Origin of the sequence: Rhizobium hidalgonense (assembly GCF_002914525.1) — a bacterium.
Classification (GTDB): Bacteria; Pseudomonadota; Alphaproteobacteria; order Rhizobiales; family Rhizobiaceae; genus Rhizobium; species Rhizobium hidalgonense.
The window spans coordinates 183,996-210,356 of record NZ_LODW01000033.1; the positions used below are offsets into that span (position 1 = coordinate 183,996).

A 26,361-nucleotide genomic window follows, 5' to 3' on the forward strand; every position below is an offset into this window, starting at 1 on the left:
ATAACGGCAGCACCGCCGGATCGGAAGATCGTCGAGAGAATGTTGCATTTTTCCCGCTGGAAAACACTTCTGATCTGGTTGGCCGCGTTTGCGGCCATCATCATCGCTGCGCCCAATTTGCTGAGCGAGGCGCAGCGTTCTTCTCTGCCGGGCTGGCTGCGGCACGACCGCGTGACGCTCGGTCTCGATCTGCAGGGCGGTTCGCATATCGTTCTGAAGGTCGAGCGTTCCGATATCGTCAAGGACCGCTTGGAAGAAGTGGTCGCCAATGTGCGCAACGTGCTGCGCGGCGCCGGCATCCGCTATACCGGGCTGACTGGCAACGACCAGACCGTCACCGTCCGGATCACCGATCCGGCTGAGACGCAGAAGGCGGTCGATCTACTGAAGCCTTTGACGACGGCCGGCGGACGTTCCCGGCCTGACGTCGCGCTGCAGCAGGGCGAAGAGGGACAACTGTCGCTGAAGATTTCCGACGCCGGCATCACCTCCGACGTCGCCTCCGCCCGAACGCGGTCACTCGATATCGTCAGCCGCCGAATCGCTGGCTTCGGCTATGAAAATTTCCTCGTTCGCCCCGATGATGCCGATCGGATCGTCGTGCAGGTGCTGGGATCGGTTGATGCGGAGCGGCTGAAGAACCTCTTGAACCAGACGGCCAAGCTTTCCTTTCATCTGATCGACGCAAGCATGTCGGGGCAGGAGGCGCTGAACGGCCGCTGGCCGGCGACATCGCAGGTGCTCTATTCGCTTGACGATCCGCCGGTCCCCTATCTTGTCGACCGCACGGCTTTCGCCAACGCTAGCAACATGGTCGAGATCGAGCCGGTCGTCGATCCGCAGACGGAGGATACATCGATTGCCTACCGCCTCGATGCCGAAGGCACGCGGCGGCTGGCTGAGGTGACGGGGCAGAATATCGGCAAGCACCTTGCCATCGTCTTCGACGACCAGGTGATGTCAGCGCCAAGCATCGATGCGGCGATCACCGGCGGCGAGGGCGCGATTTCAGCGAATTTCTCCGAGGATGGCGTCCGCGACCTTGCGGTGATGCTGCGCGCCGGCGCCTTGCCGGCGACCCTGACGAGCGTCGAGGAGCGCAGCGTCAGCCCGAGATTCGGCGCCGACTCCATCTTCTCCGGCCTCGTTGCCGGCCTCGTCGCCGTCGTGCTGGTCGCAGCACTGATGATCGCGCTCTACCGCATTCTCGGCGTCATCGCCGTCGTCTCGCTCGTCTTCAACCTGATCCTCATTATCGCAGTGCTCAGCCTTGCCGGCGCGACCCTCACCTTGCCCGGCATTGCCGGCATCGTGCTCATCGTCGGCATGGCGGTCGATTCCAACGTTCTGATCTACGAGCGTATCCGTGAAGAGGAGAGAACCGCCCACTCCTTTGCAGACGCCGTCAGCCGCGGTTTTCAGCGCGCCTTTGCAACCATCATCGATGCCAATGTCACGATTTTCATCGCCGCCATCATCCTCTTTTTCCTCGGCAGCGAATCCATCCGCGGTTTCGCGGTGACGCTGGCGGTCGGCATTCTGGCGACCGTCTTCACGGCTTTCACGCTGACGCGTTCGATCGTTGCCGTCTGGCTGAAAGGGCGCCATCCCCGGCATCTGCCGAAGAGCGTTCTGACCCATCTTTTCGAACACGCCAATATCCGTTTCATGGGGATCCGGCGTTACGTCTTTACCGCCTCGGCGATCATCTCGTTGATCGCCATGGCCGCCTTTGCCACCGCCGGCCTGCGTCTCGGCATTGATTTCACCGGCGGCTCGCTCATCGAGGTGACGGCGAAGCAAGGCAATGCCGACCTCGCCGATCTTCAATCACGCCTCAACGATCTCAATCTCGGTGAGATCAGCGTCCAGCGTACCGGCGGCCCGTCGAATGCGCGGATCCGCATCGCCTCCCAGGGCGGCGGCGAGAATGCCGAGCAGTCGGCGGCGACGCTGGTGCGCGGCGAACTCCAGGAGGATTATGATTTTCGCCGCGTCGAGGTCGTCGGCCCCGCGATCTCCGGCGAATTGACGATGATGGCGACACTCGGCGTGCTGGCAGCGTTGGCGGCGATCCTGATCTACATCTGGATCCGCTTCGAATGGCAGTTTGCGGTCGGCGCCATCATTGCCACGCTGCACGACGTCATCATCATGCTCGGTCTCTTCGTGCTGACCGGCATGGAATTCAACCTGACGAGCGTCGCCGCCTTGCTGACCGTTGTCGGTTATTCCCTGAATGACACGGTCGTGGTCTATGACCGAATGCGCGAGAATCTGAAGCGATACAAGAAGATGCCGCTGCCGATCCTGATCGATGCGTCGATCAACCAGACGCTGTCGCGCACCATACTGACCGCGGCGACGACGCTGCTCGCCTTGCTCGCGCTCTATCTTTTCGGAGGGGAGGTTATCCGCTCCTTCACCTTTACGATGCTCTTCGGCGTCGCTCTCGGCACCTTCTCTTCGATCTATATCGCCGCTCCTGTCCTGATCGTCTTCCGGCTGCGGCCGGCGAGCCCCGACGAGGAAGAGAGCAACAAGACGGATGCTGGTATAAAATCCGGCACGGTGGTTTGAAAACATGGCAAAAGGCATAGAAATCCGCGCCGCGCATTTTCCCGGGCGCGCGCCGATCGATACTTACGGCAATGGCGGTTTCCGTTTTGCCGACATGTCGCATCGCGGCTCGATCCTTTGCCTGCCCTCCGGCATTCACGGCTGGGACATGGACATGTCGAAACCGCTGTCACCGGAAAATTTCCGGCGGGTGCTTGATGAGGCAGATGATATCGAGGTTCTGCTCGTCGGGACCGGAACCGAGCTTCGCCGCCTGCCGGAAGAATTGAAGCAGGCGCTGAAATCGCGCGGCATCGCCTCCGATCCGATGAGCACGGGCGCAGCGGTACGCACTTTCAATGTCATGCTGGCCGAGCAGCGCGCCGTCGCCGCGGCACTGATCGCGGTCTGACCAATGGCTGAAGCGAAAACTGCGACGAACCAGGAGATCTGCCTGGCGATGCTGCGCGACAGCGATCGCGATCGCTACCTTGCCTGCCTGCTGTCGCCGGATGACAAGCGCGGCGCGCTTGCCGCCCTATACGCCTTCAATGCCGAGCTTGCCCGCATTCGTGATCTCGTTCATGAGCCGTTGCCCGGCGAAGTGCGCCTGCAATATTGGCGCGATCTGCTGGAAGGCAGCGCCCATGGTTCAACGGCTGCCAATCCCGTCGCCGCCGCACTTCTAACGGCGGTCGAAACGCACCGCCTGCCGCGCAAGACGCTGATCGACATGATCGAGGCCCGGACCTTCGACCTCTACGACGATCCGATGGAAACGCGTCTGTCGCTCGAAGGTTATGCCGGGGAGACGGCATCGGCCCTCATTCAGCTCGCAAGCCTCGTGCTGTCGCCCGAGGAAGCCGCACGATCCGCCGATGCCGCCGGCCATGCCGGTGTGGCCCAGGCGGTCGCCGGCCTGTTGCTGCTAATGCCGCTGCATCGCCGCCGCGGCCAGGTCTATATTCCGCTGCAGATCCTGTCCGCCACCGGTCTTAACCGTGATGCCTTCCTTGCCGGCGAAGACAGGCCGCGCATCTCCGCCGCCATCGAGGCCTTTGCCGGCCTCGGCCGCGAACATCTGGCAAAGGCGAGGGCGGCAGGGCCGATCACGCCCAGGGTCTTTCCGGCCTTCCTGCCGGCGACGCTTGCCGAACCGGTGCTTCTCAGGGCGCAGAAGCTCGGCGCCGTCCTGTTCGACCGGACGCTGCAGCCGCCGCAATGGCGCCGCCAGCTCAGCATGGCGCTCTCGGCGAGCCGGAAAAAAATCTGACGCGGGTCAAACTCGCGCAAGTCTCGCGCGTTACAAGGCTTGAACCGCTACCCTTTCGAACGGAGACTCGGCGTGGGCATTATCGTCTGGTGCGTTCTTTTCGCCATCGTCATTTTCTTTGCCTTCGTGGCAACGCGTTTGGCCGCGCAGAACAACGAAGACGGCCTGCATGACACGGGCCTCGCCATCATTGAATTCGGCCGCGCTTTTCCGAACGAGGCGATCCGCCAGTTGCAGGCGACGGAGAACGGCCAGGCGATCTTCGTGCGCCTGCATGACAATAAGGCGGGCTTCATGCGCAACATGTCGCGCCACTTCGCCTGCCATCTGATCGAGCCGGGCCGCGTGCGCGTGGTCAGCTCGCAAACGGGCAGGGGCCTGGTGATCGATTTCCTCGATGCGCCTCACCAAAACGGCGATTTCGAATTCGCTTCCGCCAAGGAGTCCTCGGAAGTCGCGCTCTGGCTGCTCGGCAATTATATCGCCGAGCCGGATAAGGATCTGCCGTCCAACCATATTTCGGCGGCGAACAAGCACTAAACCGCCAATCAGGCGCTGTCGGCAAGCGGGGAATTCTGGCCGAGCCAGGCGGCGCAGTCGGCAAGCGCGCGGCGCGCGATCAATTGCCGCTTCATGATCGTCTTATCCTTGCCGCGGAAGCGCTTGACGCCCTCGGGCTTGACGATCGAACCGGGCTGAAGCTCCGGAAACAGCCCAAAATTGATGTTCATCGGCTGGAACGAGCGTTTGCCCGGCTCCTCGTCGGTGACGATATGCCCGCCGGTGATATGGCCGAGCAGCGAGCCGAGCGCCGTCGTTGCCGGCGGCAGCGAGATCGCCTCGCCCTTGCGTTCGGCGGCGGCGAAGCGGCCGGCCATCAGCCCGACGCTGGCGCTTTCGACATAACCCTCGCAGCCGGTGATCTGGCCGGCGAAACGCAGGCCGGGCCGCGATTTCAAAGTCAGCGACGGGGTAAGCAGGGTGGGGGAATTGATATAGGTGTTGCGGTGTAGGCCACCGAGGCGGGCGAACTCCGCATTTTCCAGGCCTGGGATCATCCGGAAGATTTCCGCCTGCGCCCCATATTTCAGCTTGGTCTGGAAGCCGACCATATTGTAGAGCGTGCCGAGCGCATTGTCCTGGCGCAGCTGTACGACGGCATAGGCCTTGACCGTCGGATTATGCGCGTTCGTCAGCCCCATCGGCTTCATCGGACCGTGGCGCAGCGTCTCGCGGCCGCGTTCGGCCATCACCTCGATCGGCAGGCAGCCGTCGAAATAAGGCGTGCCTTCCCATTCCTTGAAACCCACCGTGTCGCCTGATATCAGCGCGTCGACGAAGGCATTGTACTGCGCTTCGTCCATCGGGCAATTGATGTAATCCTTGCCTGTGCCGCCGGGGCCCACCTTGTCGTAACGCGACTGATACCAGCAGATATCCATGTCGATGCTCTCGCGGTAGACGATCGGCGCGATGGCGTCGAAGAAGGCAAGCGAATCCTCTCCCGTCTCCGCCTGGATGGCACTGGCAAGCGACGGCGCCGTCAGTGGTCCGGTGGCGACGATGGCAAGATCCCAGTCGTTCGGCGGCAGGCCGGTGATCTCTTCGCGCAGGACGGTGATCAGCGGGTGGTCATCGATCGCCCGGGTCACCGCCTCGGAGAAGCCATCGCGATCGACGGCGAGTGCGCCGCCGGCCGGCACTTGGTGCCGATCCGCCGTGGCCATGATCAGCGACCCGGCCATGCGCATCTCGGCATGGATGACGCCGACGGCATTGCTGGTCGCGTCGTCGGAACGGAAGGAATTGGAGCAGACCAGTTCGGCAAGACCGTCGGTCTTATGGGCATCCGTACCGCGCACCCCGCGCATTTCATGCAGGATGACGGGAACGCCGGAACTGGCGATTTGCCAGGCGGCTTCTGAACCGGCGAGCCCGCCGCCGACGACATGGATAGGGGAATAGGAGGAGATCGTGTTCATTCCGGGCTGATATCATGTCGGCAGGTGCGATCCAACACCTCGGAATCAAAAACGGCGCCTGAGGGCGCCGTCTTGGAAGCATCGCGCTAGCGGCCCGCTATTAGCGGAACGAGCGGGATGCGATATTGCGGATGTCGTAGCGGCTGACGCCGATATCGGACAGGGTCTGGTTCGAAAGGCCGCCCAGTTCGTTGAGCGTACGGCGGTAGCTGAGCCAGCTTTTTGCAATGCGGATCGGGTTCATTGTCTTTTTCCTCAAACAAATGTCCGCTGGATGGCGGGATCGCCTATCTCTCTGCGGTTGATGTTTATCTAGGCGATATCAGTGCTTTTGTGCAGTGCAAATAAAAGGCGTCTGCTATGCAATTGTGCAATGTGATGCATGCCAATTAAGCGATGGATATTTTTTGAGCGGGCTAAGGAAGCGGGCAAAGCCGTGCAACCGACGCGGCAGTGCCTAGCGACAAAGAAAACGCCCGCTGTGGGTACAGCGGGCGTTTCGATCGAGGACGATCGGCTTGGGAGGAAGCAGCGATCGCCTTGAATTAGCGGGAGGAAGCCTCACGGGCAACGCGATGGATGTCCGAACGGTCGATGCCGAGGTCGTGCAATTCGCGGTTGCTCATGCGGCCGAGTTCAGTGATGGTCTGACGGTACTTGCGCCAGTTATTGAAAGAGCGAGAGAAGTTCATGTTAAGCCCCTTTCTGAGGGTTTGATCTGCCAGCAGCCACTGATCGGCGCTGACCTCTATTTGATGACCGGAATATATGTTGCGGCGCGAAAGAGGAAAACAGCCAAGTTTTCAGATCACCTATGCGGATTGTGCAACGCTCACAGGGTGTTTGACTAAGACTCGCCGCTTTTTGGTCAACGATTAGGCAGAATGGTTCTCAGGAAGGCAATCTGGTTTGGCGCCCTGCACAGGTGCCCGTGCTCCAAGACGCTGCTCCCTCCGTGGTGCCGCCTGCGTCCACCGTAAAGAGGCGTTTCGCGTCGGATCGAAAGCCGCCCATTTATGGGCAGCCTCGGTGGGGCCGGTGAGGCGGCAGGCTCGCACGACGGGGCCAAACCCCCGAAATCCTGAGAGCGCTAAATGTTTTGATTGCATTTTTGCTCAATAAAACGCCCGCCGGGGGAGGATCCGGCGGGCGCATTATGGTGACTGGCAACTGGGAGGAGGAGTGTTGCCAGCCTTATCGCAGTGCGCTTGGGAGGAGGAGCGCGCGGCTGCGAATCTCGTCGCGGACAATCCATCCGCGGGCATCCGGCAGAGCCGGGCCGGGGCGCCATCCCCGTGCTTCGATGACTTTTTAATAGTATGACTAATTGGATTTTTGCAGTGCAATAAATTCATGAGGGATGTGCGCTTAGCGCATACCTCTCCAGCATACGCTTACAATAGCACTAATGACGTTAGCGGCCGGTTAATACTCGCCCCAATTTAGACCAATGAGGAATTTGTATATTTGTCGTGAGGACGTTTATAACGACGGAAGCGCAGCGCTGGAATGAGCGTCGCGAAAATAAGGGGTGGGAGCATGTATCGCGGCAGATTGGAGCGGGATCTCTCGCTCTGGGTGGGCAAAGGCCTGTTAGGCCAGGAAACGGCGACCACGCTTCTCGCCGAATATGACGGTCGCCCGGCAAGCTTCAGCCTCGGCCGGGTGCTGATGGCACTGGCAGCGGTGCTGCTTGCATCAGCCATCCTGCTGGTCGTCGCCTCCAACTGGGAGGCCATCCCGCGCCTTGTCCGCGTAGGCGTCGTTCTGGCGCTGATCTGGGTGGTACATATCGCCGCCGCCCGGATGCTTGCCCGCGGTGCGACAGCGGCCGCAGGCGGCTTGCTGGTCATCGGCGCCATGAGTTTCGGCGGCGCCATATCGCTGGTTGGGCAGATGTATCATCTCTCCGGCGACGAGCAGACGGTGATGTATCTTTGGTTCGCCATCGCGACCATCTCGGCAATCCTGTTCCGTTCGGGCGCAGTGACCGTCGTCGCCGGCTTCCTCTCCTGGGCGTCCTTTGCCGTCTACCTCCAGAATTACGACACGCACTGGGTCGGCCTCGATCCCTGGATGGCGCCCGTCATGGCGGCGATCACAATCGCCCTGGTGCGCTATACCGACGCCGAGCGGGCCCGCCATCTCGCCTATCTGCTTTTGATCGGCTGGCTCGCCTGGCTCTATACTCTATATGAGGAGATCGCCGTTGCGCTCGCCTTCGCCGTCGGCGGCATGGCGGCCGTCGTCCTGGCGGCGTTGCCGCTCCCGCGCATCGCTTCCCTGGTCAGGACCGCCGGTGCTGCCCCGGCCTTCTACAGCTTCCTCGTCGCGGCAATCGGTTTCCTGCTGCTGCATATCGAAATCGAGGGCGGTTGGCGGCTGGTGGTGCTTGGAGTGGCGACGCTTGCCGCGTCCGTGCTGGCGATCGCCCTGCATGGCAGGGACAACGGTGCGGTGCGTTATCTCGCCTACATGAGTTTTGCCGCCGAAATGCTTTATCTCGCCTCCGTCACGGTCGGCTCGATTCTCGGCACGTCGAGCCTGTTCCTGTTCTCCGGTCTGGTGGTGGCGCTGGTTGCCTGGCTCGTCATCCGTCTCGAACGGCGGTTTTCGGCGAATGCACAGGGGGAGCGCGCATGAACTCGCTCCTGGCAAGGCTGCAATCCGGCAGAGGCTATGTGCTTTCGGCAATCATCGTCGCCGGCCTTCAGACCGTGATCCTCGGCACGATCATCCAGAGCCGCGCGTCGATCCTCAATAGCGGTGCCGAGGTGCTGCTGAAGACGGCGCCCGTCGATCCGCGTGATTTCCTTCGCGGCGATTATGTCGTCTTGAACTACGACATTTCCTCGGTGCCGGTGCAGACGGTCTCAGGCGGCATTCCGGCGGAGCCCGGCAAGCGCACGTTATGGGTTCGGTTGAAGAAGCAGGAGGACGGTTTCTGGACGGTGATCGAATCGTCCTTTCACGGGCTGCCGCCGCTGCCGGAGACCGTGATCCTGCGCAGCCAGCCATTCTATAGTGGCGGACTTGCCGCCGGCGACAGCATCCGCGTCGAATACGGCATCGAGCGCTATTACGTTCCCGAAGGCGAGGGAAAGCCGATCGAGGAGGCCCGAAACGGCGGCAATGTCGCCATATCAGTACGCGTCTCGCCTGATGGAAGCGCGCAGATTCGCGGTCTTCTCGTCGACAACAAGCCGGTTTACGACGAGCCGCTCTATTGATCCGGCGGCACTTCGGGAGAGGGCGGTTTGCGGGCCGCAAATCCCTGTCATTTGCCGTTCATTTTTCCTTTGCCTCGACCAAATCGGGTGATATAGAGACGCCGCGCTCCGGAAGGCCTCATGCGCAGGCATAGGCATGCGGTTTTGTGAACGCGGGTATGGTGAAATTGGTAGACACGCCAGATTTAGGTTCTGGTGCCGCAAGGCGTGGGAGTTCAAGTCTCTCTACCCGCACCAAGCTGTTTGCAGCGGGAGACGGAGATAGTGGTCCCGAATACCCGGAAGCGAGCGCCGTTCCCCTTTGGGCGGAATGGCAGGAATTGGGAAAAGCCACGCGCGGCACGCTGCCGGCGTCGTGCTCATCGAAACGAACGGCGTCTGGGCACGGCCGCCAGGACATGAAGGTAGGAAGACATGCAGGTTATCGAAACGCTCGCTGAAGGGCTGAAGCGCGAAATCAAGGTCGTTATCCCGGCCAAGGACATGCAGGACAAGATGAATGAGCGTCTTGCCGATGTGAAGGACAAGGTCCGCATCAACGGCTTCCGCCCGGGCAAGGTACCCCCTGCTCACCTGAAGAAGGTCTACGGCAAGTCGATCATGGCCGAACTCGTCAACGAGATCGTCCGCGAGCAGCCGGCCGCCATCCTGTCCAGCCGCGGCGAAAAGTCGGCCACGCAGCCGGAAATCGCCATGACCGAGGACAAGGACGAAGCCGACAAGATCCTCGCCGCCGAGCAGGATTTTGAATTCACGCTCTCTTATGAAGTGCTGCCGCCGATCGAACTGAAGTCGGTCAAGGGCATCAAGGTCACGCGCGAAGTCATCGATATTTCGGACGACGAAGTCAACGAGCAGGTTCTCAAGGTCGCCGAAAGCGCCCGCGCATATGAGACCAAGACCGGCAAGTCCGCCAACGGCGACCGCATCACCATGGATTACGTCGGCAAGGTCGACGGCGAAGCCTTCGAAGGCGGCACCGACCAGGGCGCCGAACTGGTGCTCGGCTCCGGCCGCTTCATTCCTGGCTTCGAAGACCAGCTCGTCGGCGTCAAGGCCGGCGATGAAAAGACCATCACCGTGACCTTCCCGGCCGACTATCCGGCCAAGAACCTTGCCGGCAAGGAAGCCACCTTCGACGTGTCCGTCAAGGAGGTTGCAGCCCCCGGCGCCGTCGAGATCAACGACGAACTCGCCTCCAAGCTCGGCATCGAATCTGCCGACCGCCTGAAGGAAATCGTTCGCGGCCAGATCGAATCGCAGTACGGCTCGCTGACCCGCCAGAAGCTGAAGCGCCAGATCCTCGACCAGCTCGACGAGATGTACAAGTTCGAGACCCCGAACTCGCTGGTCGATGCCGAATATAACGGCATCTGGAGCCAGGTGAACAACGACCTCGCCCAGTCCGGCAAGACCTTCGAGGACGAAGACACGACCGAAGACAAGGCACGTGAGGAATACAAGACGCTCGCCGAGCGTCGTGTCCGCCTCGGCCTCGTTCTCTCCGAAATCGGCGAAAAGGCCGGCATCGAAGTCAGCGAAGACGAAATGCAGCGCGCCATCTACGATCAGCTGCGCCAGTATCCGGGCCAGGAAAAGCAGATCCTCGAATTCTTCCGCAGCCAGCCGGGCGCCGCCGCTTCGATCCGCGCGCCGATCTTCGAAGAGAAGGTCATCGATCACCTGCTGACCGAAATCGACGTCACCGACAAGAAGGTGACCAAGGAAGAGCTGCTCGCCGAGGAAGAAGGCGAGGCGAAGGCTGAAACCAAGAAGGCCGCCCCGAAGAAGAAGGCTGCCGCCAAGGCCGAAGCTGCCGACGCCGGCGAAGGCGAAGAAGCCGCTCCGAAGAAGAAGGCTGCTCCTAAGAAGAAGGCAGCTGACGAAAGCGCCGAATAATCGCTTTTCAGTTCTGAAGTTTGGAAGGCCCCGCCATCGTGCGGGGCCTTTTTGTTTTTCGGCTCATCCGGACGGGCTACTCGACGCCCTCTTCATCATGGTGTTATCTTCGCCAGCAGCAACAGATAGTTGAAATAAGTATAAACCGATGCAGATCTTGCTGGTGCATGTCGCCCGGGGATGACGACATGCATAAAACAACGAGCTTTGGGCAGTGGGAGGACCTGAAAATGACTGCAAAGAAAGACATGAAGACGCTGGTCGAGGAAATCTATTCTGTGCGCGACCGTGGCGATATCGAGGGTACGCTTGCGCTGATCGGCGACGGTTGCACCTTTCGCATGGTCGGCAATGCACGGCTGGCGCCTCTGACGACTGAAACGAGCGGGCATGACTTTCGCCAAACGATAACGCAGCTTATCGCAGCATGGGATCTATCCAAGATCAGGACGACCGGAATCTATGTGGACGAGGATGAGCAGATGGTCTTCGCCCATCGTGAAGGGGAGGTCAGGCACGTTCCATCGGGCGTGAGCTTCAATACGGAATTCGTCGACAAGATCCATTTTCAGGATGGCAAACCGGTCAAGATCGTCGAATTCGTCGACACGCTGCAAGTGGCGGAGACGAGCCGGATGATCCAATTCGCGTAAGCGGCAACCGAAATCGGAGCCGCCAAAGCGCGTCGCATCGAACGTGATTCCTGCGACGCGCTTCAGCGCGAATTGCAACTCAATGCCGTGTGAGTTCAGCGACTTTCCTGACGTGGCTCACGGCTGCGGTTCCGCCTGATGTCTTGGTGAAGAGGCTGAGTGTCTCTTCCTCATCATCGGCGACCGGCGTTAAGGCCTGATCCATATAGGTCTTCGACTTCGCTTCCCTTGAAATCAGGAATGCCGAAATCGTCAGGCCGATGATCGTGCCGGCAAGCGAAGCGTGTTTTCTGAAGGTTTCCCAGGCAAAGCGCGGCCAGAAGACCAGCGGATTTTCCCGCGGCAGTTCCGGGCGCCGCTCCGACGGCGTCTTCAGGCGCAGCAGGCCGCTTTGCAGCGGATGCACGTTTTCCAGCGGCACGGTGGTCGCGAAGGAGACGAGAACCTTGACGAGCCTTGCGAGCGGTACTCCGGTCGCCACAGCGCGGCGCAACAGCGTCTTCATGTGATCAGGCGAATAATAGAGCGCCCAGGCCTCGTGGTAGATGTCTTCCCATTCCTGCTTGCTCATCTTCGGATGCGCGGTGCAGACGTGCTCGACATCGTAGATGTTGAGATCGCCATCCATCTCGACACCCTTCTTCCACAGCACCTGATGGTCCTCGGAGCCGGGCAGCGGCGTCAGGATGAAGAATTCGATGACGTCGAGCGGCAGCTCTTCCTGGATGATCGCGATGTCGCGGCGGATCGATTCCGGCGTGTCGGCCGGGAAGCCCAGGATATAACCGGCGAGCGTCATGATCCCCTGCGCCTTCCAGGCGAGTAGCATCTTGCGGTATTCGGTGATCTTGTTCTGGTTCTTCTTGGCGGCGGTCAGATTGTCCGGATTGACGTTTTCGAGGCCGATGAAGACACGGGTGACGCCGGCGCGCCGGGATTTCTCGATGAAATTCGGGATCTTGTGGCAGAGCGTGTCGACCTGGATCATCAGGCCGAGCGGAATGCCGTCCCGCTCCTTCAGCTCGATCAGCCGGTCGAAGATCGCTTCCCAATCCTTGTTGCGGGCAAAATTGTCGTCGGTGATGAAGAATTTGTGGATGCCCTGCGCCCAGTTCATCCGCACCAGCTTTTCGACGTCGTCGGCCGAGCGGAAGCGCGACTTGCGCCCCTGGACGTTGATGATGGTGCAGAACGAGCACTGGTAGGGACAGCCGCGTCCGGCATCGAAGCTGGTGCTGAGCCCGAGCGTGCGCTGGATATTGTCCTTCGGCAGGAAGGGGACCGGCGTGCCGCCGATGCCCGGAAGGTCGTTCATGAAATTGTAGAGCGGCTTCAGCTCTCCGCTCGCTGCGTCGCGCAGCACCATCTCGAGCCGGCCCTCGGCCTCGCCGGCAAACATCGAGATGCCCATGTCGCGGCAGGCGTCGAGCCCGACCGCCTTGCCGTCCAGCATCGACAGGCAGCCGGAAACATGGAAGCCGCCGATCGAAACCGGCAGGCCGGCATCGCGAAACGGCCGGGCGATATCGAGGGCACGCGGATACTGGTTGGTTTGGACACCGACAAGCGCGATCATGCCGAAATTGTCGTGGCGCTTGAACTGGGCGAGCAATCCGGCGAAGTCGATCCGCGTATTGGTCTCGTCGATCACGGTGATGTCGATCGCGGTATCGGGGCCGAGCACTTTGCGCTCGGCGCATTCGGCGGCGATGCCATAGAGAGCCGCGAGCGAATTGGAAGGAATCATCGCCCGCCACCAGCGGATGACATAGCCGTCGTCGTCATAATGCGACGGCTTGATCAGGATCAGCTGAAAACGTCGGCGCGCAGCTTCCAAGACATGGGACAAGAGTATCTATCTTTCTTCAGAAGCTTTTGCCGGAGGCAAAATGGAGTTGAAAGCACATATCATGCATGGCGTAACAATGCGACTTCTGAGGGTTCAAACCAAGGCGTAAAACACGGCACTGCGCGCAAAACGTTTCGCGCAGCGTATCATTCCTCAATATACTACCCGATATCGAGCAGCAATGCGCGGTGGTCGGACACCTCCGGCGTCTCGACCACCTCGAATTTGGCAACGCTGACCCCTGGTGTGACCAGCATGTAGTCGGCAAAGCGCCCCGGCTTCAGATAGTAGGAGGTTCGCGTGTCTACAAGGCCATTGCCGGTGACGAGTTCGGAAAGCCCGAGTCGGGCGAGAATCGCAAAGGTGGCGCTGTCAGGCAAAACGTTGAAATCACCGCAAACAACGAGGCCTTCATTGCCGGGCCAGATGCGCTCGACAAGCCTGACCAGTGCCGCGGCCTGCTCTTGGCGGGCCGCCGTGTCGTCCTTGCCGGCGGGATCGCGCAGGCCATGCATATGGGCGATGGTAACGGCAGAAGCCTGTTCATGGCTGAAGACGCGGATGCAATGGGCGTTGCGCGGCCGCGGGTGTTCACCCCAGCCATCGGCCGAAAAACCGCCATGCACGAAGTCCAGCCCCTGGGCGATGACCGAATGCGATTTGCGCACGAAGGTCGCCAGCCCGAATTCGGCGGCAATGGCGCTATCGCCGTTAAACAGCTCGCCTCTCGATGTCGGGCAGAAGAAGCCGTCGTAGCCGGGCAGGGCGGCGCTGATCTCGGCAAACAGATTGGCGCGCTGCGGCAGCTCCAAGCCCGCATCCCGATAGATCGACCATCCCCCATCCGCACCCGGCGCCCGCAGCACTTCCTGCAGGCACAAAACATCCGCATCGGCCTGCCTGACATAATCGATCAGGACCTCATGCAGCCTGCCGCCCCAGGCGTTCAGCGAAATGATGCGCAATGTCGTTCGGCTCCGTTTTGGGCGGCCGGATTGAGACGACGGTTCTGCCGTCTGTGATTCGCCCTTAGAGTTCAGACTTGATGTCGCCCATCCGGTTCCAGGCGTCGAGGCCGGCGATCTTGTAGGCTTCGGCAAGCGTCGGATAGTTGAAGGTGTTTTCGACAAAATATTCGACTGTGCCTTTGAGATTGAGCACCGCTTGGCCGATATGAACCAGCTCGGTGGCGCCTTCGCCGACGATATGCACGCCGAGCAGGCGGCGTGTCTTCAGCGAGAAGATCAGCTTCAAAAGCCCGGTGTCGAGGCCCATGATATGACCGCGCGAGGTCTCGCGGAAACGGGCGATGCCGCATTCATAGGGAATACCGCGCTCCTTCATCTCCTCTTCGGTCAGGCCGCAGGTGGAAATTTCCGGCACGGCATAAATGCCGTACGGGAAATATTTCGGCGGCTCCTTGGCAACCGCGCCGATCGCGACGCGGGCGGCGATGCGGCCCTGTTCCATCGAGGTCGAGGCAAGGCTTGGAAAGCCGACGACGTCGCCGGCGGCATAGACGTTGGCAACCGATGTCTGGAAGGTTTCCGGATTGACCTTGAGGCGGCCGCGGCTGTCGGCTTCGAGGCCGATGGCCGGAAGGTTCAGCGCGTCGGTCGCCCCCATGCGACCGGCGGCGAAAAGCACCATGTCGGTGGTCAGGCGCCTGCCGCTGTCGAGCGTCAGCTCGACCTTGCCGCCGTCGAGCGTCTCCACCTTGTCAGCCTTCTGGCCGAGCAGCAGCTTCATGTTGCGGTCGCGCAGCTGGTAGGTGAAATCCTCGACGATTTCTTTGTCGATGAAGTCGAGCATCGTCGTCTTCGGGTCGATGACGGTGACGGCCGTGTCGAGCGCGCTGAAGATCGTCGCATATTCGATGCCGATGACGCCGGCGCCGATGACGACCATCGAACGCGGCAACTCCTGGATATCGAGCAATTCGTCGCTGTCGAGAACAGTCTTGCCGTCGAAGGGTATGTAATCGGGGCGGAACGGCTTTGTGCCGACGGCAAGCAGCACGCTGGCGCCGGTAACCTGGGTGATCTCGCCGTCATCCTTGATCACCTGCAGCGTCGAGGCATCGATGAAGCTCGCCTTGCCGCGAATATGCTGCACGCGGTTGCGGGCGAACTGGTGCTCGAGCACCTCGACTTCGTGGTTGAGGGTGATCAGCAGGCGGCGGCGCAGGTCGTCGGCACTGATCTCTTCCTTGACGCGGTAAGACCGGCCGTAAAAGCCGCGTTCACGCCAGCCAGAAAGATTGAGCGCGGTCTCGCGCAGCGTTTTGGAGGGGATGGTGCCGGTATGCACGGAGACGCCGCCGACGCGTTTTCCCTGCTCGATGACAAGTACTTTCTTGCCGAGTTTGGCAGCCTGGATCGCTCCGCGGCGCCCTGCGGGACCGCTGCCCACCACAACGAGATCGTACTGAAGCATTATCTGGCCCCGGATTGGAAATGGAATCATTTGCGACGCAAAAATGTCGCCCGTCTATCGGTAGCCGGTCAATGTTACAGATTGTTTTACGACCGCCGATTCGAGCCTGCCTGTGCTTTTCAGATCAGCTTCAGCCCCTTCAGGCTGACATGGCCGTCCTTGCCGATAATCACATGGTCGTGGACAGTAATATCAAGCGCCTTGGCCGCATCGATGATCACCTTCGTCATATCGATGTCTGCGCGCGACGGCGTTGGGTCGCCGGAGGGGTGGTTGTGCACCAGGATCATCGCCGTTGCCGAAAGCTCGAGCGCACGTTTGACCACCTCACGCGGATAGACCGGCGTATGGTCGACCGTGCCGCGGCCCTGCACCTCGTCGGCGATCAGTACGTTGCGCTTGTCGAGGAAGAGGATGCGGAATTGTTCGCGGGTCTCATGCGCCATGGCGGCATGACAATACTGGATGACCGACGACCATGAGGAGAGCACCTGCTTGGCTCTGAGTTCGCTTTTGAGGGTCCTGTGGGCGACGGTCGAGATCAGCTTCAGGTCGAGCGCCACGGCCTCACCGACACCTTTTACCTCCGTCAGCAGCGCCGCCGGCGCGCCGAAGACGCCGGAGAGCGAGCCGAAGCGTTCGATCAGCGCTTTGGCGATCGGCTTGGTATCGCGCCGCGGGATCAGACGAAAAAGCAGGAGTTCGAGGATTTCATAGTCGGCAAGGGCGATGTCGCCCTGTTCGCGGAAGCGGTCACGCAGTCGCTCGCGATGGCCATGATAATGCTCCTGAGCGGCGAGCGAGGCGGGCAGGGCGCTCTTGGCATTCGGCCCGGCCGGTTTTTGCGGCTGTCCGCCGAAGAACGAGCGTTCGTCGGCGGCAATGGGCTCCTGCGTTGCGAAAGGCAGCTCGTCGTCGGAAGATGTCGAAACAGGGCCCTTCGCCATCGGATTGTCAGCCGTTATGCGACGGCAGACCGGGGCGGTCGAGTCCGCCTGGCGACAGGGTGAAGATCTCGCAGCCGTCGGAGGTGACGCCAACGGTGTGTTCGTACTGCGCCGAGAGCGACCGGTCGCGGGTCACCGCCGTCCAGCCGTCGGCCAATACCTTCACATGCGGCCGGCCGAGATTGATCATCGGCTCGATGGTGAAGATCATGCCTTCGCGCAGCTCCGGCCCCTCGTTGGCGCGGCCGTAATGCAGAATGTTCGGCGAATCGTGGAACAGCCGGCCGACGCCGTGGCCGCAGAAATCGCGCACCACCGAGCAGCGTTCGGCCTCGGCAAAGGTCTGGATCGCCTCGCCGATCGCGCCGGTGCGGGCGCCGGGCCTGACGGCGGAAATGCCGCGCATCAGCGATTCATAGGTAACCTCGAGCAGTCGCTCGGCGGCGCGCTTGATCGTTCCCACCGGATACATCCGGCTGGAATCGCCGTGCCAGCCGTCGAGCACGAAAGTGACGTCGATATTGACGATATCGCCTTCGCGCAGCGGCTTGTCGTTTGGAATGCCGTGGCAGACGACGTGGTTGATCGAGGTGCAGGTCGATTTGGTGTAGCCGCGATAGTTCAGCGTCGCAGGGTGGGCGCCGTGATCCATGCCGAAATCGAAGACGAACCGGTCAATGTCATCGGTTACCAGCCCCGGCTTGACAATATCGGCCAGCGCATCGAGGCAGCGCGCCGTCAGCTGGCACGCCCTGCGCATGCCCTCGAATGCTTGTGCGTCATAAAGCCGAATGGCGCCCGTATTCTTCGAGGGCGCGGAAGAGGCTTCGATATAGTTCACCATTGCAGGGCCTTAGTGGAGAATATTAGAATTGTTCATAATGCAGCTATGCCGGGTTCGTCCATCGCGATCAACCGCCCGGACGAGATTTCTGAGCCGATCCGATCGGCCCGGCATGCAGTCCTCCACACCCCTGCGGGGTCCAATCATCTGTAACGGATGAAATATCCACAATCTTCCCAAGAGGATAGGATTGATTGCAGGAAACCTCCCCGCTACTCACCGATTGGTGACAGCGGGAAAGGGGCGTTCGTGCTTGATGAAGCGGTAAAACTTGAAAGTTTGCCTGAGGCCGGCGGCGAGCCGGAACGGCGCGTGCGCGATCGCGGCGCCACCGAGCGCGCCATCCTTGCCGCCGCCAAGGGATTGCTGGCCGAGGAAGGTTTCCAGAATTTCGGCATCAATGCGGTTGCCCGCCGTGCCGGTTGCGACAAGCAGCTGATCTACCGTTATTATGGCGGTCTCGACGGTCTGGTCGAGGCGATCGGCGCCGATCTCGGCACATGGGTGAAGGATCGCATTCCTGAGGACACCGGCGGCATGTTCCTGCTCACCTATGGCGACCTGATGGAGCGGCTGTCGCTTCTCCTCCTCGACGCCTTGAGGAACGATCCGCTGATGCGCCGCATCCTCGCCTGGGAGATATCTGAGAACACCGAGCAGGTGAGGCGGCTCTCCGAAGCGCGTTCGAAGGCGCTCGCGCTCTGGCTGGAGCGCATGCGCGGCTCGCTGGCGCCGCCGAAGGGTGTGGATGCGGCGGCCGTCAATGCCGTCATCATCGCCGCGATCCAGCATCTCGTGCTTGCCGCAGCAAGCGGCGGGCAGTGCGCCGGTCTGTCGCTGAAGACATCAAAGGACTGGGAGAAGACGGCGACGGCGCTGAAGCGCATCGTGCGCGGCGTCTACGGCTGATACCTCACTCATCCACAGGGAGCGGCTGCTGCATTAACCTTAATGAATGGTTTACGTTGCCTGGCCGCAGTTAACCCGACAGTGTGGCGGTCAGCAGAGATGGAATGAGTGAGAGTCTCCGAGTTGACATCCATGGGACCCAAGATCGGCAGAGCCACGTTTTTCGTAACGGCGATGATGTTTTTCGCAGTTCTGGCGCTGGATATCGCAATTCCCACCCTGGTGCTTTGCATCATGGCATTGTCGACCTGGTTGGTCTCCCTCGATCTGCCCGTAACGCGCAAGCAAGGAGGAGAAGCCGCATGAAGTGGTTTCTGATCTTCTGGGCCGGCCCCATCGTCTTTCTCGGCGGATGGTACTGGCTCTCCTATTACGACATGAATTTCGGCATCTTCATGCTGTCGCGGCAGGTTCATGACTTGACGTTCCAGCTGTACGGCGAGGCGCTCGGTATTCCGCCGGAGACCATTCCGCCGCTGGTTGCCCGTGCGATCGCGGTGGATAGCCTCATCGTCTTCGCCATCCTCGGCTTCAGAAAGCGCAAGTCGATCATCGCCTGGTGGACGGCGCGTCAGGCGCTGAATTCGTCTCCTGCCGATCTTGCCAGCAAGGAAAGCCTGTCGAGCGCGCCCTGAAGGATGAAGCTTGCCGCGGCCGAATCGATCCGTTCGGCGCGCTTGGCGCGCGAGACGTCCATCTCGAGCAGCGTCCGTTCGGCGGCCACCGTCGAAAGCCGTTCGTCCCAATAGACGAAGGGCAGCGCGGTCTTCTGCTCCATGTTGCGCACGAAGGCGCGCGTCGCCTGTACCCGGGGACCCGCCGATCCATCCATATTCATCGGCAAGCCGATCACGAAGCCTGCGACCTTTTCCGCTATCGCAAAATCCATGAGCGCCTGCGCATCGATGGTGAATTTGATGCGCCGGATTACCGGGCGGGGTGTGGCGAAGCGCCGCCCGAGATCCGACATCGAAAGCCCTATCGTCTTGGTGCCGAGATCGAGGCCGGCAATTGCCTGCCGCGGGGCAAGCGTCTCGGCCATTTCCTCGATCGTGAGCACCGTCATCGCCATTTCATCCCGTCAAAAGAAATTGAAGTCGCCGCCGCTTTTCTTTGCGGCCGCATGAGATATGTCCATAGAGCATGATGCCGAAAAGTGTGAGCGGTTTTCGGTCGACATCATGCTCCAATTCTTTGATTGAGATGCGGATTCAGAATTTGGGGCAGATCCTGCCTGAAGTCATCCGGATCTCCCCAAACTGGTTTTTGCATCACATAATAAAGGAGAGATTTCATGAAGATCACCTGGCTCGGCCATTCCGCCTTCCGCATCGAGACCGGAAAGGCGACGATCCTGCTCGATCCGTTCCTCAGCCATAACGCTTCCTTTTCCGGCCAGGATATCAAGGATGTCTCTTCAGGCGTTACCCATATCCTGCTGACTCATGGCCATGGCGACCATGTCGGCGATACCGTGGCGCTTGCCAAGGAAACCGGCGCCGTCGTTCTCGCCAATGCCGATCTCGCCGCCTGGCTCGGCTCCAAGGGCGTCGGCAAGATCGAGATGGGCAATACCGGCGGCACGATCGCGCTCGGCAGTTTCTCGGCGACCTTCACCAATGCGCTGCACTCCTCTGCCCAGATCACCGAAGACGGTGTTTCGCATGCGCTCGGCAATGCCAACGGCCTGATGCTGCATTTCGATGATGAAGCCTCGATCCTCGCCATGGGCGACACCGACATCTTCGCCGACATGGCGCTGATCAATGAATTGCACCAGCCCGATATAGGCCTCGTGCCGATCGGCGACCGCTTCACCATGGGCGGCGCCGTGGCAGCCCTTGCCTGCCGGCGCTATTTCAACTTCAAGACCGCGATCCCCTGCCATTACGGCACCTTCCCGATCATCGAGCAGACGGCCGATAAATTCGTTGCGGGCATGGAGGGATCGAGGACGGAAGTGAAGGCGCTGAAGCCCGCGGAGAGCCTGTCGATCTGACGAAATCCCGTTGCACCGGGCGGACATGGCCTTTATAGCGGGTAGGAAAAATCCCATCCGGAGAATGCCATGTCCGTCGATCTTGCCACCGTAAAGCGCGTCGCCCACCTTGCCCGTATTGCCGTCTCCGAGGACGAGGCAAATCGCATGGTCGGCGAGCTGAACGGCATCTTGGGCTTCGTCGAGCAGCTCTCCGAAGTCAATGTCGAAGGCGTCGAGGCGATGACGTCAGTCACGCCGATGGCGATGAAGAAGCGGACGGATGAGGTGACCGACGGTAGCAAGGCCGCCGATATCGTCGCCAACGCGCCCGTCACCGATCACAATTTCTTCCTGGTGCCGAAAGTCGTCGAATAAGGCTTCGTAGCCTCCTTCCGACCCTGTTGCCAATTTAAAGACCTGAAGCGAAAACACCATGAGCGAACTCACCAGCCTGACCATTGCCGAAGCCCGCCAGAAGCTGCGCGCCAAGGAAATCACCGCACTCGAACTGACCGAAGCCTATATCTCGGCGATCGATGCGGCCAATGGCCGGCTGAATGCCTATATCAAGGTCACGCCGGATCTCGCCCGCCTCATGGCCAAGAATTCCGACGAGCGCATCGCCGCCGGCAAGGCCGGCGAACTCGAAGGCATTCCGCTCGGCATCAAGGATCTCTTTGCCACCGTCGGCGTGCATACCCAGGCCTGCAGCCACATTCTCGATGGTTTCGAGCCGCGTTATGAATCGACCGTGACGCAGAACCTCTGGGATGACGGCGCCGTCATGCTCGGCAAGCTTAATATGGACGAGTTCGCCATGGGCTCTTCCAACGAGACGTCCTATTACGGCCCGGTGATCAATCCCTGGCGTGCGTCAGGCTCCAACCAGCAACTCGTTCCAGGCGGCTCCTCCGGCGGCTCGGCGGCGGCCGTCGCCGCGCATCTTTGCGCCGGGGCCACTGCCACCGATACCGGCGGCTCGATCCGCCAGCCGGCGGCCTTCACTGGCACCGTCGGCATCAAGCCGACCTATGGCCGCTGCTCGCGCTGGGGCACCGTTGCCTTCGCCTCTTCGCTCGACCAGGCAGGACCCATCGCCCGCGACGTGCGCGATGCCGCGATCCTTTTGAAATCGATGGCAAGTGTCGACGCCAAGGACACGACTTCGGTCGATCTGCCCGTGCCGGATTATGAGGCCGCCCTTGGCCAATCGCTGAAGGGCATGAAGATCGGCATTCCAAGCGAATACCGTGTCGATGGCATGCCGGAGGAGATCGAGACCCTTTGGCGCCAGGGCATCGCCTGGCTGAAGGACGCCGGTGCCGAAATCGTCGACATCTCGCTGCCGCACACGAAATACGCACTTCCGGCCTATTATATCGTCGCTCCGGCCGAGGCATCCTCGAACCTCGCCCGTTACGACGGCGTGCGCTACGGCCTGCGTGTCGACGGCAAGGACATCGTCGACATGTACGAGAAGACGCGCGCCGCCGGCTTCGGCCAGGAAGTCAAGCGCCGCATCATGATCGGCACCTATGTGCTGTCGGCCGGTTATTACGATGCCTATTATATTCGCGCCCAGAAGGTCCGCACGCTGATCAAGCGCGATTTCGAACTTGCCTTCGATGCCGGTGTCGACGCCATCCTGACGCCGGCGACGCCGTCGTCGGCCTTTGGCGTCGCCGATGAGGACCTCGCTTCCGATCCGGTGAAGATGTATCTGAACGACATCTTCACGGTGACGGTCAACATGGCGGGCCTGCCGGGCATCGCCGTGCCGGCCGGTCTCGACCAGAAGGGCCTGCCGCTCGGCCTGCAACTGATCGGCAAGCCCTTCGACGAGGAAACGCTGTTCAAGACCGCTCACGTCATCGAGCAGGCGGCCGGCCGGTTTACGCCGGCCAAGTGGTGGTAACGGATCTTACGATCCTAGAGAGAACGCCCGCCGACCACGAAGCGGTCGGCGCCGTCGGCTTCGCCGCATGGGCAAGGGCGTTGGTCGGGCGCTCCTGTTATATTTGAACAAATTGATGACAACGGAAGGGCTGGCGACGGCAGCCTCGACACGCATGCTGGAATACCGGCGGATCAGGCTCTACGAACGTTGCGGATTCACCAGCGTCTTGCGCGGCCGTGAGTTTTCCAAGAGCATGGGCATCGAACGCGAAGGTGCATCTGGAGAAGCGGTTGGCTGACCGATAACGGGATGCTGGAGGGAGGATGACAGGAGTGCAGGAGGGCTCACTCCACGAGCGTGACTACCCCCTTTTATAATAGGGTTATCACCCTAATTTCTGTTGTCAAACCCGCGAAAGCGAGCACACTCGACTGCAACCTTTCTGCCGAAGGGGCCGGCGCAGAGATGATTTTGGAAGACCTTTACCGTCTGCTGAAAAGCGGACATGTGCTGGCTCAGGGCATCGTCGATACGATGACCCAGCCGACTATCGTCCTCGATCATAATCTCTGCGTGACGACCGCCAACAACGCTTTCGTCCGGACCTTTGAGGTCGAGCGGGATGATATCCTCGGGCAAAACTTCTTTGATCTCGGTAACGGTCAATGGGACATAGCCGAGCTCCGGCATCTGATCGGGTCGGTTATCCCGAAAGCCGCCGCCGTCATCGGCTTCGAAGTGGTGCATAATTTTCCAGCGATCGGGCAGCGAACGTTTCTTGTCGATGCGCGCCGTCTGATTCATCCCGACAATAACAGCACCAATATCCTTATCCTCTTCGATGATGTCACGGAGCGCCGGCGCCACGACGCCGAGAGGGATTTCATCATTGCGGAAACCCGGCATCGTCTGAGGAACCTGTTGGCGGTGATACGCGCGATTGCCATGCAGACGGAAACTGAGGATCGCACTGCCACCGAATATCGCGACATCCTGCTCGGGCGGCTCGAAGTTACGCTTCGCGCGCAGGAACTCGCCGCTACCGGCGAGGCCACCGATTTTGAAGTATTGTTGCGGCAGTCGGTCAGCGAGCCCGGCGCCCAGCGTCTTCATTGCGACGGTCCGACGGTGACCCTTGCCAGTTCCAAGGTTCTTGCCATCAGCATGATATTCCACGAACTAGGTACCAACGCGGCGAAGTATGGCGCCTTGTCCGTTCCCGATGGTGAAATCCATGTGACCTGGGCACTCGAAGCCGGTGCGAGGGACCGGACATATCTTGTCTGCAACTGGCGGGAGAAGAACGGGCTGCCTGTCACACCGCCAAAGCGCCGCGGTTATGGAACGGAGTTGATCGAGGGCACTTCCGCTCATCTCGGCGGAAAGGTGGAACTTAAATACGATCCGGGTGGTTTGGCAGCCATGATTAAAATCCCGGTGTGAGGACAGATGGACGACCCTGCGGAAATCGATGTTGAAGGCAGGAGATCGGTCCTCGTGGTTGAAGACGAACTATTGATTGCAATGGAGCTCAAGGAAGCCTTGATCGCTGGAGGGTTCCGGGTGTTGGGGCCGGCAGCATCGGTCGATCACGCTCTTGATCTGGTCAGCGAGGAATGCCCTCATGCCGCAGTCTTGGATTTCAATCTCGTTGGCGAAAAAGTCACGCCCGTCGCGCTTCAGTTGAAAGCGTTGGGTGTTCCGTTCGTCCTTGCCAGCGCGGTGCATCCCGCGGAACTTGCCGTCCACCCGGTGCTTGCCGGTGTCGCCAATATCGGAAAACCGACGGACCTGAAACGGCTTGTCGACGTACTGAAGACGTTTCTGACCTGATCGCTTTCAGCGCTCGCCTCCCGGCAAATCATCCACTACGGTCCGTCACAACGAGAACAGAGGTGCGAGGCTTTGGAAAATTCCGCCATCGAGCTCTTTGCAGGAAAACGCGTACTGATCGTCGAGGACGAATATTTCCTCGCGGATGAGACCCGGCGGAAGCTTGAGAAAGCCGGTGCTACCGTGGTCGGCCCTGTCGCCGGCGTGACCGCCGCGCTGGAACTTGTCGAGAATGAAAAGATCGACGCAGCAATCCTCGATGTACACCTGGAGGGCGAATTTGTATTTCCGGTCGCCGAGGAGCTTGAACGGCGCAATATTCCTTTTGTATTCGCAACTGCGTTCGACCCGGCGATCATTCCGGTGAAGTTCACAGGCTTCTCGCTATGCGAGAAGCCGACCGAATTGGGAAAGATCGCGGAAGCTTTGTTCGGCGGGAGGGCCGCGGAATACCATTAAGCCGAGTCGCGATTCACCTGTCGCGCCCAGGTTTTCCATTCCGCGCATGTCGTTGTCGCACATCTGCAGCGCACTTTTTGCGCCACGCTTTGTCACTCGGTGTCGAGCGCCTTTGTCAGCTGATGGCGGGCTCGGTTAACCCGGCTTTTGATTGTCCCGATCGGAACGCCGCACCGGTCCGCCGCGGCCTCGTAGCTGACGCCTTGAAGAAATACCAGGTCAACGGCCGTTCGATAATTGTCCGGCAAGGCTGAAATCGCCACCTCCAGCTCGTGTCCGCGCACCTCCCAGATTTGCGATGGCGGCGAGGAAGCCCAATCGGCGGAATCTTCGATCTCACCGACATATTCTCGTTTGGACATTTTGAATTTCGTGCAGAACGTATTGCGCATGATTGTGAACAGCCAGGAGCGCAGCCGCGTGCCAGGCCGAAAATTCCCGGAGTGCGCGATGGCTTTGGCAATCGTTTCCTGAACAAGGTCGTCGATATCGCTGGTCGAGCTGTGGAAGCGCCTGGCGAAACATCGGAGAGCAGGCATGTTATCAAGCAGTTCCGCGTCCGTAAAACCGGGTCGATCATGATCTTGCATTGGCGTCCTCATAACGGGTGAACTTCGCCTCGGTCGTTACGTTCCACGCGGACCGCTGATTCTTATCTAATTCTGCCTACGCCGAGATCGGCGACGATGATATTGCTGTCGAAGGCTTTGCCGGTGGGGAGGGTATCATGTCGAAACAGGATCTTGCGCGATTGATCGAGGCCGCTGATCGCCTTGCTGCCGGCGGCTTCACCATGGACGCGGATTGGCAGGCAATGCACGACATCTGCCAGCGCCACGAAGGCGAACAGCCCTTCGACTGGGGCCATGCGCTCTGCCACCGCATCGAGGGCGACGACTGGAATGCCGATTACTGGTATCGCCGCGCCGGTAAGAGACGCGGCACGGGCACGATGGCCGAAGAATGGTCGGCGATGCGCATGGAACTCTCTGCAAAGATTTGAGGCGGCACCCTGACCGCGCCGGTTCGAGGCGCGGTCAGGACGGATGATAGTTACCTGTTGTTCAACTGCGACCTGACCAGTTTCAGCCCTCTTTCGGTGATCCGGTAGGGCTGGCCGCTGGAGGACTTGATTGCTCTCAGCCGCTTCAGCTTGCGGAAGAGATCGAGGTCGACGCCGGGATAGAGCCAGCCGTCGCGAGTGAAGCAACTCACGTTCTCGATCTTCCTGTTGTCGTCGCGAGAAATTTCGATGCGGCCGCCTTGGGCCATCAGATGCAGGATGCGCTGCTCCGTGCGGGAAATGTCCATGTTAAGATCCGGTATCGCGCCCAGAGGCGCGCGCAAAAACGATCCGGCGCTCTTTCGAACGTCAGGGCTTCGTTTTTCGGGCCCATGCGCGCAAGCGGACTTGCGGGCAGGGCCTTTACCGGGTCTGTGACAGGCTCAACATAAAACACCTCGATACGTTTTTGTATTCAGCGCGCAAAAGGCGGTCAAGTCGTGCTTGCCGATCAAACCGGTCGAAAACCGCAGTTGCCAGCCATCATCCCGCCGCGGGCACTGGTAAATTCCGCGACTCAATGGTCTAGTTGCGGGATAACGCGGAG

The 26,361-nt window shown here is 60.5% G+C and carries 30 protein-coding genes and 1 tRNA gene; 20 read left to right on the forward strand and 11 right to left on the reverse strand.

Annotated features, from left to right (window positions below; translation table 11 throughout):
- Positions 1-39 precede the first annotated feature (39 nt).
- The 4 genes from secDF to ATY29_RS03530 all read left to right on the forward strand — a co-directional run bounded on the left by secDF (position 40) and on the right by ATY29_RS03530 (position 4,372).
- The gene (gene secDF, locus ATY29_RS03515) at positions 40-2,580 is read left to right on the forward strand and encodes a protein translocase subunit SecDF (protein WP_097535181.1); all 2,541 of its coding nucleotides are present in this window, start codon (positions 40-42) and stop codon (positions 2,578-2,580) included.
- Between the two features lie 4 nt (positions 2,581-2,584).
- The gene (locus ATY29_RS03520) at positions 2,585-2,971 is read left to right on the forward strand and encodes an Mth938-like domain-containing protein (RefSeq protein ID WP_097535183.1); all 387 of its coding nucleotides are present in this window, start codon (positions 2,585-2,587) and stop codon (positions 2,969-2,971) included.
- Positions 2,972-2,974: 3 nt separating this feature from the next.
- Complete coding sequence (locus tag ATY29_RS03525; protein WP_097535185.1) at positions 2,975-3,832, forward strand: phytoene/squalene synthase family protein; 858 nt, start codon at positions 2,975-2,977, stop codon at positions 3,830-3,832.
- Between the two features lie 72 nt (positions 3,833-3,904).
- Positions 3,905-4,372, forward strand: coding sequence for a hypothetical protein (locus ATY29_RS03530; RefSeq protein WP_097535187.1), 468 nt, complete (start codon positions 3,905-3,907; stop codon positions 4,370-4,372).
- Between the two features lie 8 nt (positions 4,373-4,380).
- On the opposite strand, the gene trmFO is transcribed toward ATY29_RS03530, so the two are convergent.
- The 3 genes from trmFO to ATY29_RS03545 form a co-directional block, all read right to left on the reverse strand.
- Positions 4,381-5,814 carry a methylenetetrahydrofolate--tRNA-(uracil(54)-C(5))-methyltransferase (FADH(2)-oxidizing) TrmFO gene (trmFO, locus tag ATY29_RS03535; RefSeq protein WP_097535189.1) on the reverse strand — a complete coding sequence of 478 codons (1,434 nt, stop codon included), beginning with the start codon at positions 5,812-5,814 and terminating at the stop codon, positions 4,381-4,383.
- 100 nt (positions 5,815-5,914) lie between these two features.
- Entirely contained in the window at positions 5,915-6,058 is a 144-nt protein-coding gene (locus ATY29_RS03540) for a DUF1127 domain-containing protein (RefSeq protein ID WP_003573524.1), read from the reverse strand.
- 301 nt (positions 6,059-6,359) lie between these two features.
- Positions 6,360-6,506, reverse strand: a complete 147-nt coding sequence (locus ATY29_RS03545; protein ID WP_003573522.1) for a DUF1127 domain-containing protein — start codon at positions 6,504-6,506, stop codon at positions 6,360-6,362.
- Positions 6,507-7,353: 847 nt separating this feature from the next.
- On the opposite strand from ATY29_RS03545, the gene ATY29_RS03550 reads away from it, so the two are divergent.
- The 5 genes from ATY29_RS03550 (at position 7,354) to ATY29_RS03570 (ending at position 11,596) form a co-directional block, all read left to right on the forward strand.
- Positions 7,354-8,457 (forward strand): DUF2157 domain-containing protein, encoded by a 1,104-nt coding sequence (locus ATY29_RS03550; RefSeq protein WP_097535191.1) that lies wholly within the window; start codon positions 7,354-7,356, stop codon positions 8,455-8,457.
- Entirely contained in the window at positions 8,454-9,044 is a 591-nt protein-coding gene (locus ATY29_RS03555) for a GDYXXLXY domain-containing protein (RefSeq protein ID WP_097535193.1), read from the forward strand. Before ATY29_RS03550 ends, ATY29_RS03555 begins: the two co-directional genes overlap by 4 nt.
- Positions 9,045-9,196: 152 nt before the next feature.
- Positions 9,197-9,281, forward strand: a tRNA-Leu gene (locus ATY29_RS03560).
- A gap of 177 nt (positions 9,282-9,458) precedes the next feature.
- Positions 9,459-10,943, forward strand: coding sequence for a trigger factor (gene tig, locus ATY29_RS03565; protein ID WP_003573517.1), 1,485 nt, complete (start codon positions 9,459-9,461; stop codon positions 10,941-10,943).
- Positions 10,944-11,173: 230 nt separating this feature from the next.
- Positions 11,174-11,596 (forward strand): nuclear transport factor 2 family protein, encoded by a 423-nt coding sequence (locus ATY29_RS03570; RefSeq protein WP_003573515.1) that lies wholly within the window; start codon positions 11,174-11,176, stop codon positions 11,594-11,596.
- Positions 11,597-11,675: 79 nt separating this feature from the next.
- Here the strand turns inward: ATY29_RS03570 and ATY29_RS03575 are convergent, their stop codons facing one another.
- The 5 genes from ATY29_RS03575 to map form a co-directional block, all read right to left on the reverse strand.
- Entirely contained in the window at positions 11,676-13,445 is a 1,770-nt protein-coding gene (locus ATY29_RS03575) for a B12-binding domain-containing radical SAM protein (protein ID WP_037092777.1), read from the reverse strand.
- 161 nt (positions 13,446-13,606) lie between these two features.
- Positions 13,607-14,410 carry an endonuclease/exonuclease/phosphatase family protein gene (locus ATY29_RS03580; protein ID WP_003573510.1) on the reverse strand — a complete coding sequence of 268 codons (804 nt, stop codon included), beginning with the start codon at positions 14,408-14,410 and terminating at the stop codon, positions 13,607-13,609.
- Positions 14,411-14,474: 64 nt separating this feature from the next.
- Entirely contained in the window at positions 14,475-15,881 is a 1,407-nt protein-coding gene (sthA, locus tag ATY29_RS03585) for a Si-specific NAD(P)(+) transhydrogenase (protein WP_003573508.1), read from the reverse strand.
- Between the two features lie 119 nt (positions 15,882-16,000).
- Positions 16,001-16,828 (reverse strand): RadC family protein, encoded by an 828-nt coding sequence (radC, locus tag ATY29_RS03590; RefSeq protein ID WP_025416073.1) that lies wholly within the window; start codon positions 16,826-16,828, stop codon positions 16,001-16,003.
- A 7-nt stretch (positions 16,829-16,835) separates the two neighbouring features.
- Positions 16,836-17,672 (reverse strand): type I methionyl aminopeptidase, encoded by an 837-nt coding sequence (gene map / locus ATY29_RS03595; protein WP_003573504.1) that lies wholly within the window; start codon positions 17,670-17,672, stop codon positions 16,836-16,838.
- A gap of 249 nt (positions 17,673-17,921) precedes the next feature.
- Between map and ATY29_RS03600 the strand changes: the two genes are divergently transcribed.
- The 3 genes from ATY29_RS03600 (at position 17,922) to ATY29_RS03605 (ending at position 19,216) form a co-directional block, all read left to right on the forward strand.
- Positions 17,922-18,581 carry a TetR/AcrR family transcriptional regulator gene (locus ATY29_RS03600; RefSeq protein WP_003573502.1) on the forward strand — a complete coding sequence of 220 codons (660 nt, stop codon included), beginning with the start codon at positions 17,922-17,924 and terminating at the stop codon, positions 18,579-18,581.
- A gap of 132 nt (positions 18,582-18,713) precedes the next feature.
- The gene (locus ATY29_RS36705; RefSeq protein WP_003573500.1) at positions 18,714-18,887 is read left to right on the forward strand and encodes a hypothetical protein; all 174 of its coding nucleotides are present in this window, start codon (positions 18,714-18,716) and stop codon (positions 18,885-18,887) included.
- Entirely contained in the window at positions 18,884-19,216 is a 333-nt protein-coding gene (locus tag ATY29_RS03605; RefSeq protein WP_003573498.1) for a DUF6105 family protein, read from the forward strand. Before ATY29_RS36705 ends, ATY29_RS03605 begins: the two co-directional genes overlap by 4 nt.
- Here ATY29_RS03605 and ruvX read toward each other — a convergent pair.
- The gene (ruvX, locus tag ATY29_RS03610) at positions 19,153-19,647 is read right to left on the reverse strand and encodes a Holliday junction resolvase RuvX (RefSeq protein ID WP_038574203.1); all 495 of its coding nucleotides are present in this window, start codon (positions 19,645-19,647) and stop codon (positions 19,153-19,155) included. The two genes, ATY29_RS03605 and ruvX, sit on opposite strands and share 64 nt — an antisense overlap.
- A 228-nt stretch (positions 19,648-19,875) precedes the next feature.
- Between ruvX and ATY29_RS03615 the strand changes: the two genes are divergently transcribed.
- The 7 genes from ATY29_RS03615 to ATY29_RS03645 all read left to right on the forward strand — a co-directional run bounded on the left by ATY29_RS03615 (position 19,876) and on the right by ATY29_RS03645 (position 24,751).
- On the forward strand, positions 19,876-20,580 hold the full coding sequence (locus tag ATY29_RS03615; RefSeq protein WP_097535195.1) for a metal-dependent hydrolase: 705 nt from the start codon (positions 19,876-19,878) through the stop codon (positions 20,578-20,580).
- Between the two features lie 69 nt (positions 20,581-20,649).
- Positions 20,650-20,937, forward strand: coding sequence for an Asp-tRNA(Asn)/Glu-tRNA(Gln) amidotransferase subunit GatC (gatC, locus tag ATY29_RS03620; protein ID WP_003573492.1), 288 nt, complete (start codon positions 20,650-20,652; stop codon positions 20,935-20,937).
- A 58-nt stretch (positions 20,938-20,995) separates the two neighbouring features.
- Complete coding sequence (gene gatA / locus ATY29_RS03625; protein ID WP_003573490.1) at positions 20,996-22,477, forward strand: Asp-tRNA(Asn)/Glu-tRNA(Gln) amidotransferase subunit GatA; 1,482 nt, start codon at positions 20,996-20,998, stop codon at positions 22,475-22,477.
- Between the two features lie 115 nt (positions 22,478-22,592).
- Complete coding sequence (locus ATY29_RS37425; protein WP_244597341.1) at positions 22,593-22,757, forward strand: hypothetical protein; 165 nt, start codon at positions 22,593-22,595, stop codon at positions 22,755-22,757.
- Positions 22,758-22,924: 167 nt separating this feature from the next.
- Positions 22,925-23,902 (forward strand): PAS domain-containing protein, encoded by a 978-nt coding sequence (locus ATY29_RS03635; protein ID WP_097535197.1) that lies wholly within the window; start codon positions 22,925-22,927, stop codon positions 23,900-23,902.
- A gap of 6 nt (positions 23,903-23,908) precedes the next feature.
- Positions 23,909-24,292, forward strand: a complete 384-nt coding sequence (locus tag ATY29_RS03640) for a response regulator (protein ID WP_025416077.1) — start codon at positions 23,909-23,911, stop codon at positions 24,290-24,292.
- Between the two features lie 72 nt (positions 24,293-24,364).
- Positions 24,365-24,751: a response regulator gene (locus tag ATY29_RS03645; RefSeq protein ID WP_003573484.1), complete on the forward strand. Its 387-nt coding sequence runs from the start codon at positions 24,365-24,367 to the stop codon at positions 24,749-24,751.
- A gap of 92 nt (positions 24,752-24,843) precedes the next feature.
- On the opposite strand, the gene ATY29_RS03650 is transcribed toward ATY29_RS03645, so the two are convergent.
- The gene (locus tag ATY29_RS03650; protein ID WP_003573482.1) at positions 24,844-25,341 is read right to left on the reverse strand and encodes a sigma-70 family RNA polymerase sigma factor; all 498 of its coding nucleotides are present in this window, start codon (positions 25,339-25,341) and stop codon (positions 24,844-24,846) included.
- Between the two features lie 137 nt (positions 25,342-25,478).
- On the opposite strand from ATY29_RS03650, the gene ATY29_RS03655 reads away from it, so the two are divergent.
- Positions 25,479-25,754 (forward strand): hypothetical protein, encoded by a 276-nt coding sequence (locus ATY29_RS03655; RefSeq protein WP_003573480.1) that lies wholly within the window; start codon positions 25,479-25,481, stop codon positions 25,752-25,754.
- A gap of 50 nt (positions 25,755-25,804) precedes the next feature.
- Here the strand turns inward: ATY29_RS03655 and ATY29_RS03660 are convergent, their stop codons facing one another.
- Positions 25,805-26,062 (reverse strand): YjhX family toxin, encoded by a 258-nt coding sequence (locus ATY29_RS03660; RefSeq protein WP_003573478.1) that lies wholly within the window; start codon positions 26,060-26,062, stop codon positions 25,805-25,807.
- Positions 26,063-26,361 lie beyond the last annotated feature (299 nt).

Bases quoted from the DNA above. Each gene is read 5' to 3' on its own strand.
- ATY29_RS03660 (WP_003573478.1), bottom strand. From the start codon at position 26,062: ATGGACATTTCCCGCACGGAGCAGCGCATCCTGCATCTGATGGCCCAA.
- ATY29_RS03525 (WP_097535185.1), top strand. From the start codon at position 2,975: ATGGCTGAAGCGAAAACTGCGACGAACCAGGAGATCTGCCTGGCGATG.
- gatC (WP_003573492.1), top strand. From the start codon at position 20,650: ATGTCCGTCGATCTTGCCACCGTAAAGCGCGTCGCCCACCTTGCCCGT.
- tig (WP_003573517.1), top strand. From the start codon at position 9,459: ATGCAGGTTATCGAAACGCTCGCTGAAGGGCTGAAGCGCGAAATCAAG.
- ATY29_RS03635 (WP_097535197.1), top strand. From the start codon at position 22,925: ATGATTTTGGAAGACCTTTACCGTCTGCTGAAAAGCGGACATGTGCTG.
- ATY29_RS03655 (WP_003573480.1), top strand. From the start codon at position 25,479: ATGTCGAAACAGGATCTTGCGCGATTGATCGAGGCCGCTGATCGCCTT.
- ruvX (WP_038574203.1), bottom strand. From the start codon at position 19,647: ATGACGGTGCTCACGATCGAGGAAATGGCCGAGACGCTTGCCCCGCGG.
- ATY29_RS03555 (WP_097535193.1), top strand. From the start codon at position 8,454: ATGAACTCGCTCCTGGCAAGGCTGCAATCCGGCAGAGGCTATGTGCTT.
- ATY29_RS03570 (WP_003573515.1), top strand. From the start codon at position 11,174: ATGACTGCAAAGAAAGACATGAAGACGCTGGTCGAGGAAATCTATTCT.
- secDF (WP_097535181.1), top strand. From the start codon at position 40: ATGTTGCATTTTTCCCGCTGGAAAACACTTCTGATCTGGTTGGCCGCG.
- ATY29_RS03550 (WP_097535191.1), top strand. From the start codon at position 7,354: ATGTATCGCGGCAGATTGGAGCGGGATCTCTCGCTCTGGGTGGGCAAA.
- trmFO (WP_097535189.1), bottom strand. From the start codon at position 5,814: ATGAACACGATCTCCTCCTATTCCCCTATCCATGTCGTCGGCGGCGGG.
- sthA (WP_003573508.1), bottom strand. From the start codon at position 15,881: ATGCTTCAGTACGATCTCGTTGTGGTGGGCAGCGGTCCCGCAGGGCGC.
- ATY29_RS03545 (WP_003573522.1), bottom strand. From the start codon at position 6,506: ATGAACTTCTCTCGCTCTTTCAATAACTGGCGCAAGTACCGTCAGACC.
- map (WP_003573504.1), bottom strand. From the start codon at position 17,672: ATGGTGAACTATATCGAAGCCTCTTCCGCGCCCTCGAAGAATACGGGC.
- ATY29_RS03650 (WP_003573482.1), bottom strand. From the start codon at position 25,341: ATGCAAGATCATGATCGACCCGGTTTTACGGACGCGGAACTGCTTGAT.
- ATY29_RS36705 (WP_003573500.1), top strand. From the start codon at position 18,714: ATGGGACCCAAGATCGGCAGAGCCACGTTTTTCGTAACGGCGATGATG.
- radC (WP_025416073.1), bottom strand. From the start codon at position 16,828: ATGGCGAAGGGCCCTGTTTCGACATCTTCCGACGACGAGCTGCCTTTC.
- gatA (WP_003573490.1), top strand. From the start codon at position 20,996: ATGAGCGAACTCACCAGCCTGACCATTGCCGAAGCCCGCCAGAAGCTG.
- ATY29_RS03540 (WP_003573524.1), bottom strand. From the start codon at position 6,058: ATGAACCCGATCCGCATTGCAAAAAGCTGGCTCAGCTACCGCCGTACG.
- ATY29_RS03520 (WP_097535183.1), top strand. From the start codon at position 2,585: ATGGCAAAAGGCATAGAAATCCGCGCCGCGCATTTTCCCGGGCGCGCG.
- ATY29_RS03615 (WP_097535195.1), top strand. From the start codon at position 19,876: ATGAAGATCACCTGGCTCGGCCATTCCGCCTTCCGCATCGAGACCGGA.
- ATY29_RS37425 (WP_244597341.1), top strand. From the start codon at position 22,593: ATGACAACGGAAGGGCTGGCGACGGCAGCCTCGACACGCATGCTGGAA.
- ATY29_RS03605 (WP_003573498.1), top strand. From the start codon at position 18,884: ATGAAGTGGTTTCTGATCTTCTGGGCCGGCCCCATCGTCTTTCTCGGC.
- ATY29_RS03640 (WP_025416077.1), top strand. From the start codon at position 23,909: ATGGACGACCCTGCGGAAATCGATGTTGAAGGCAGGAGATCGGTCCTC.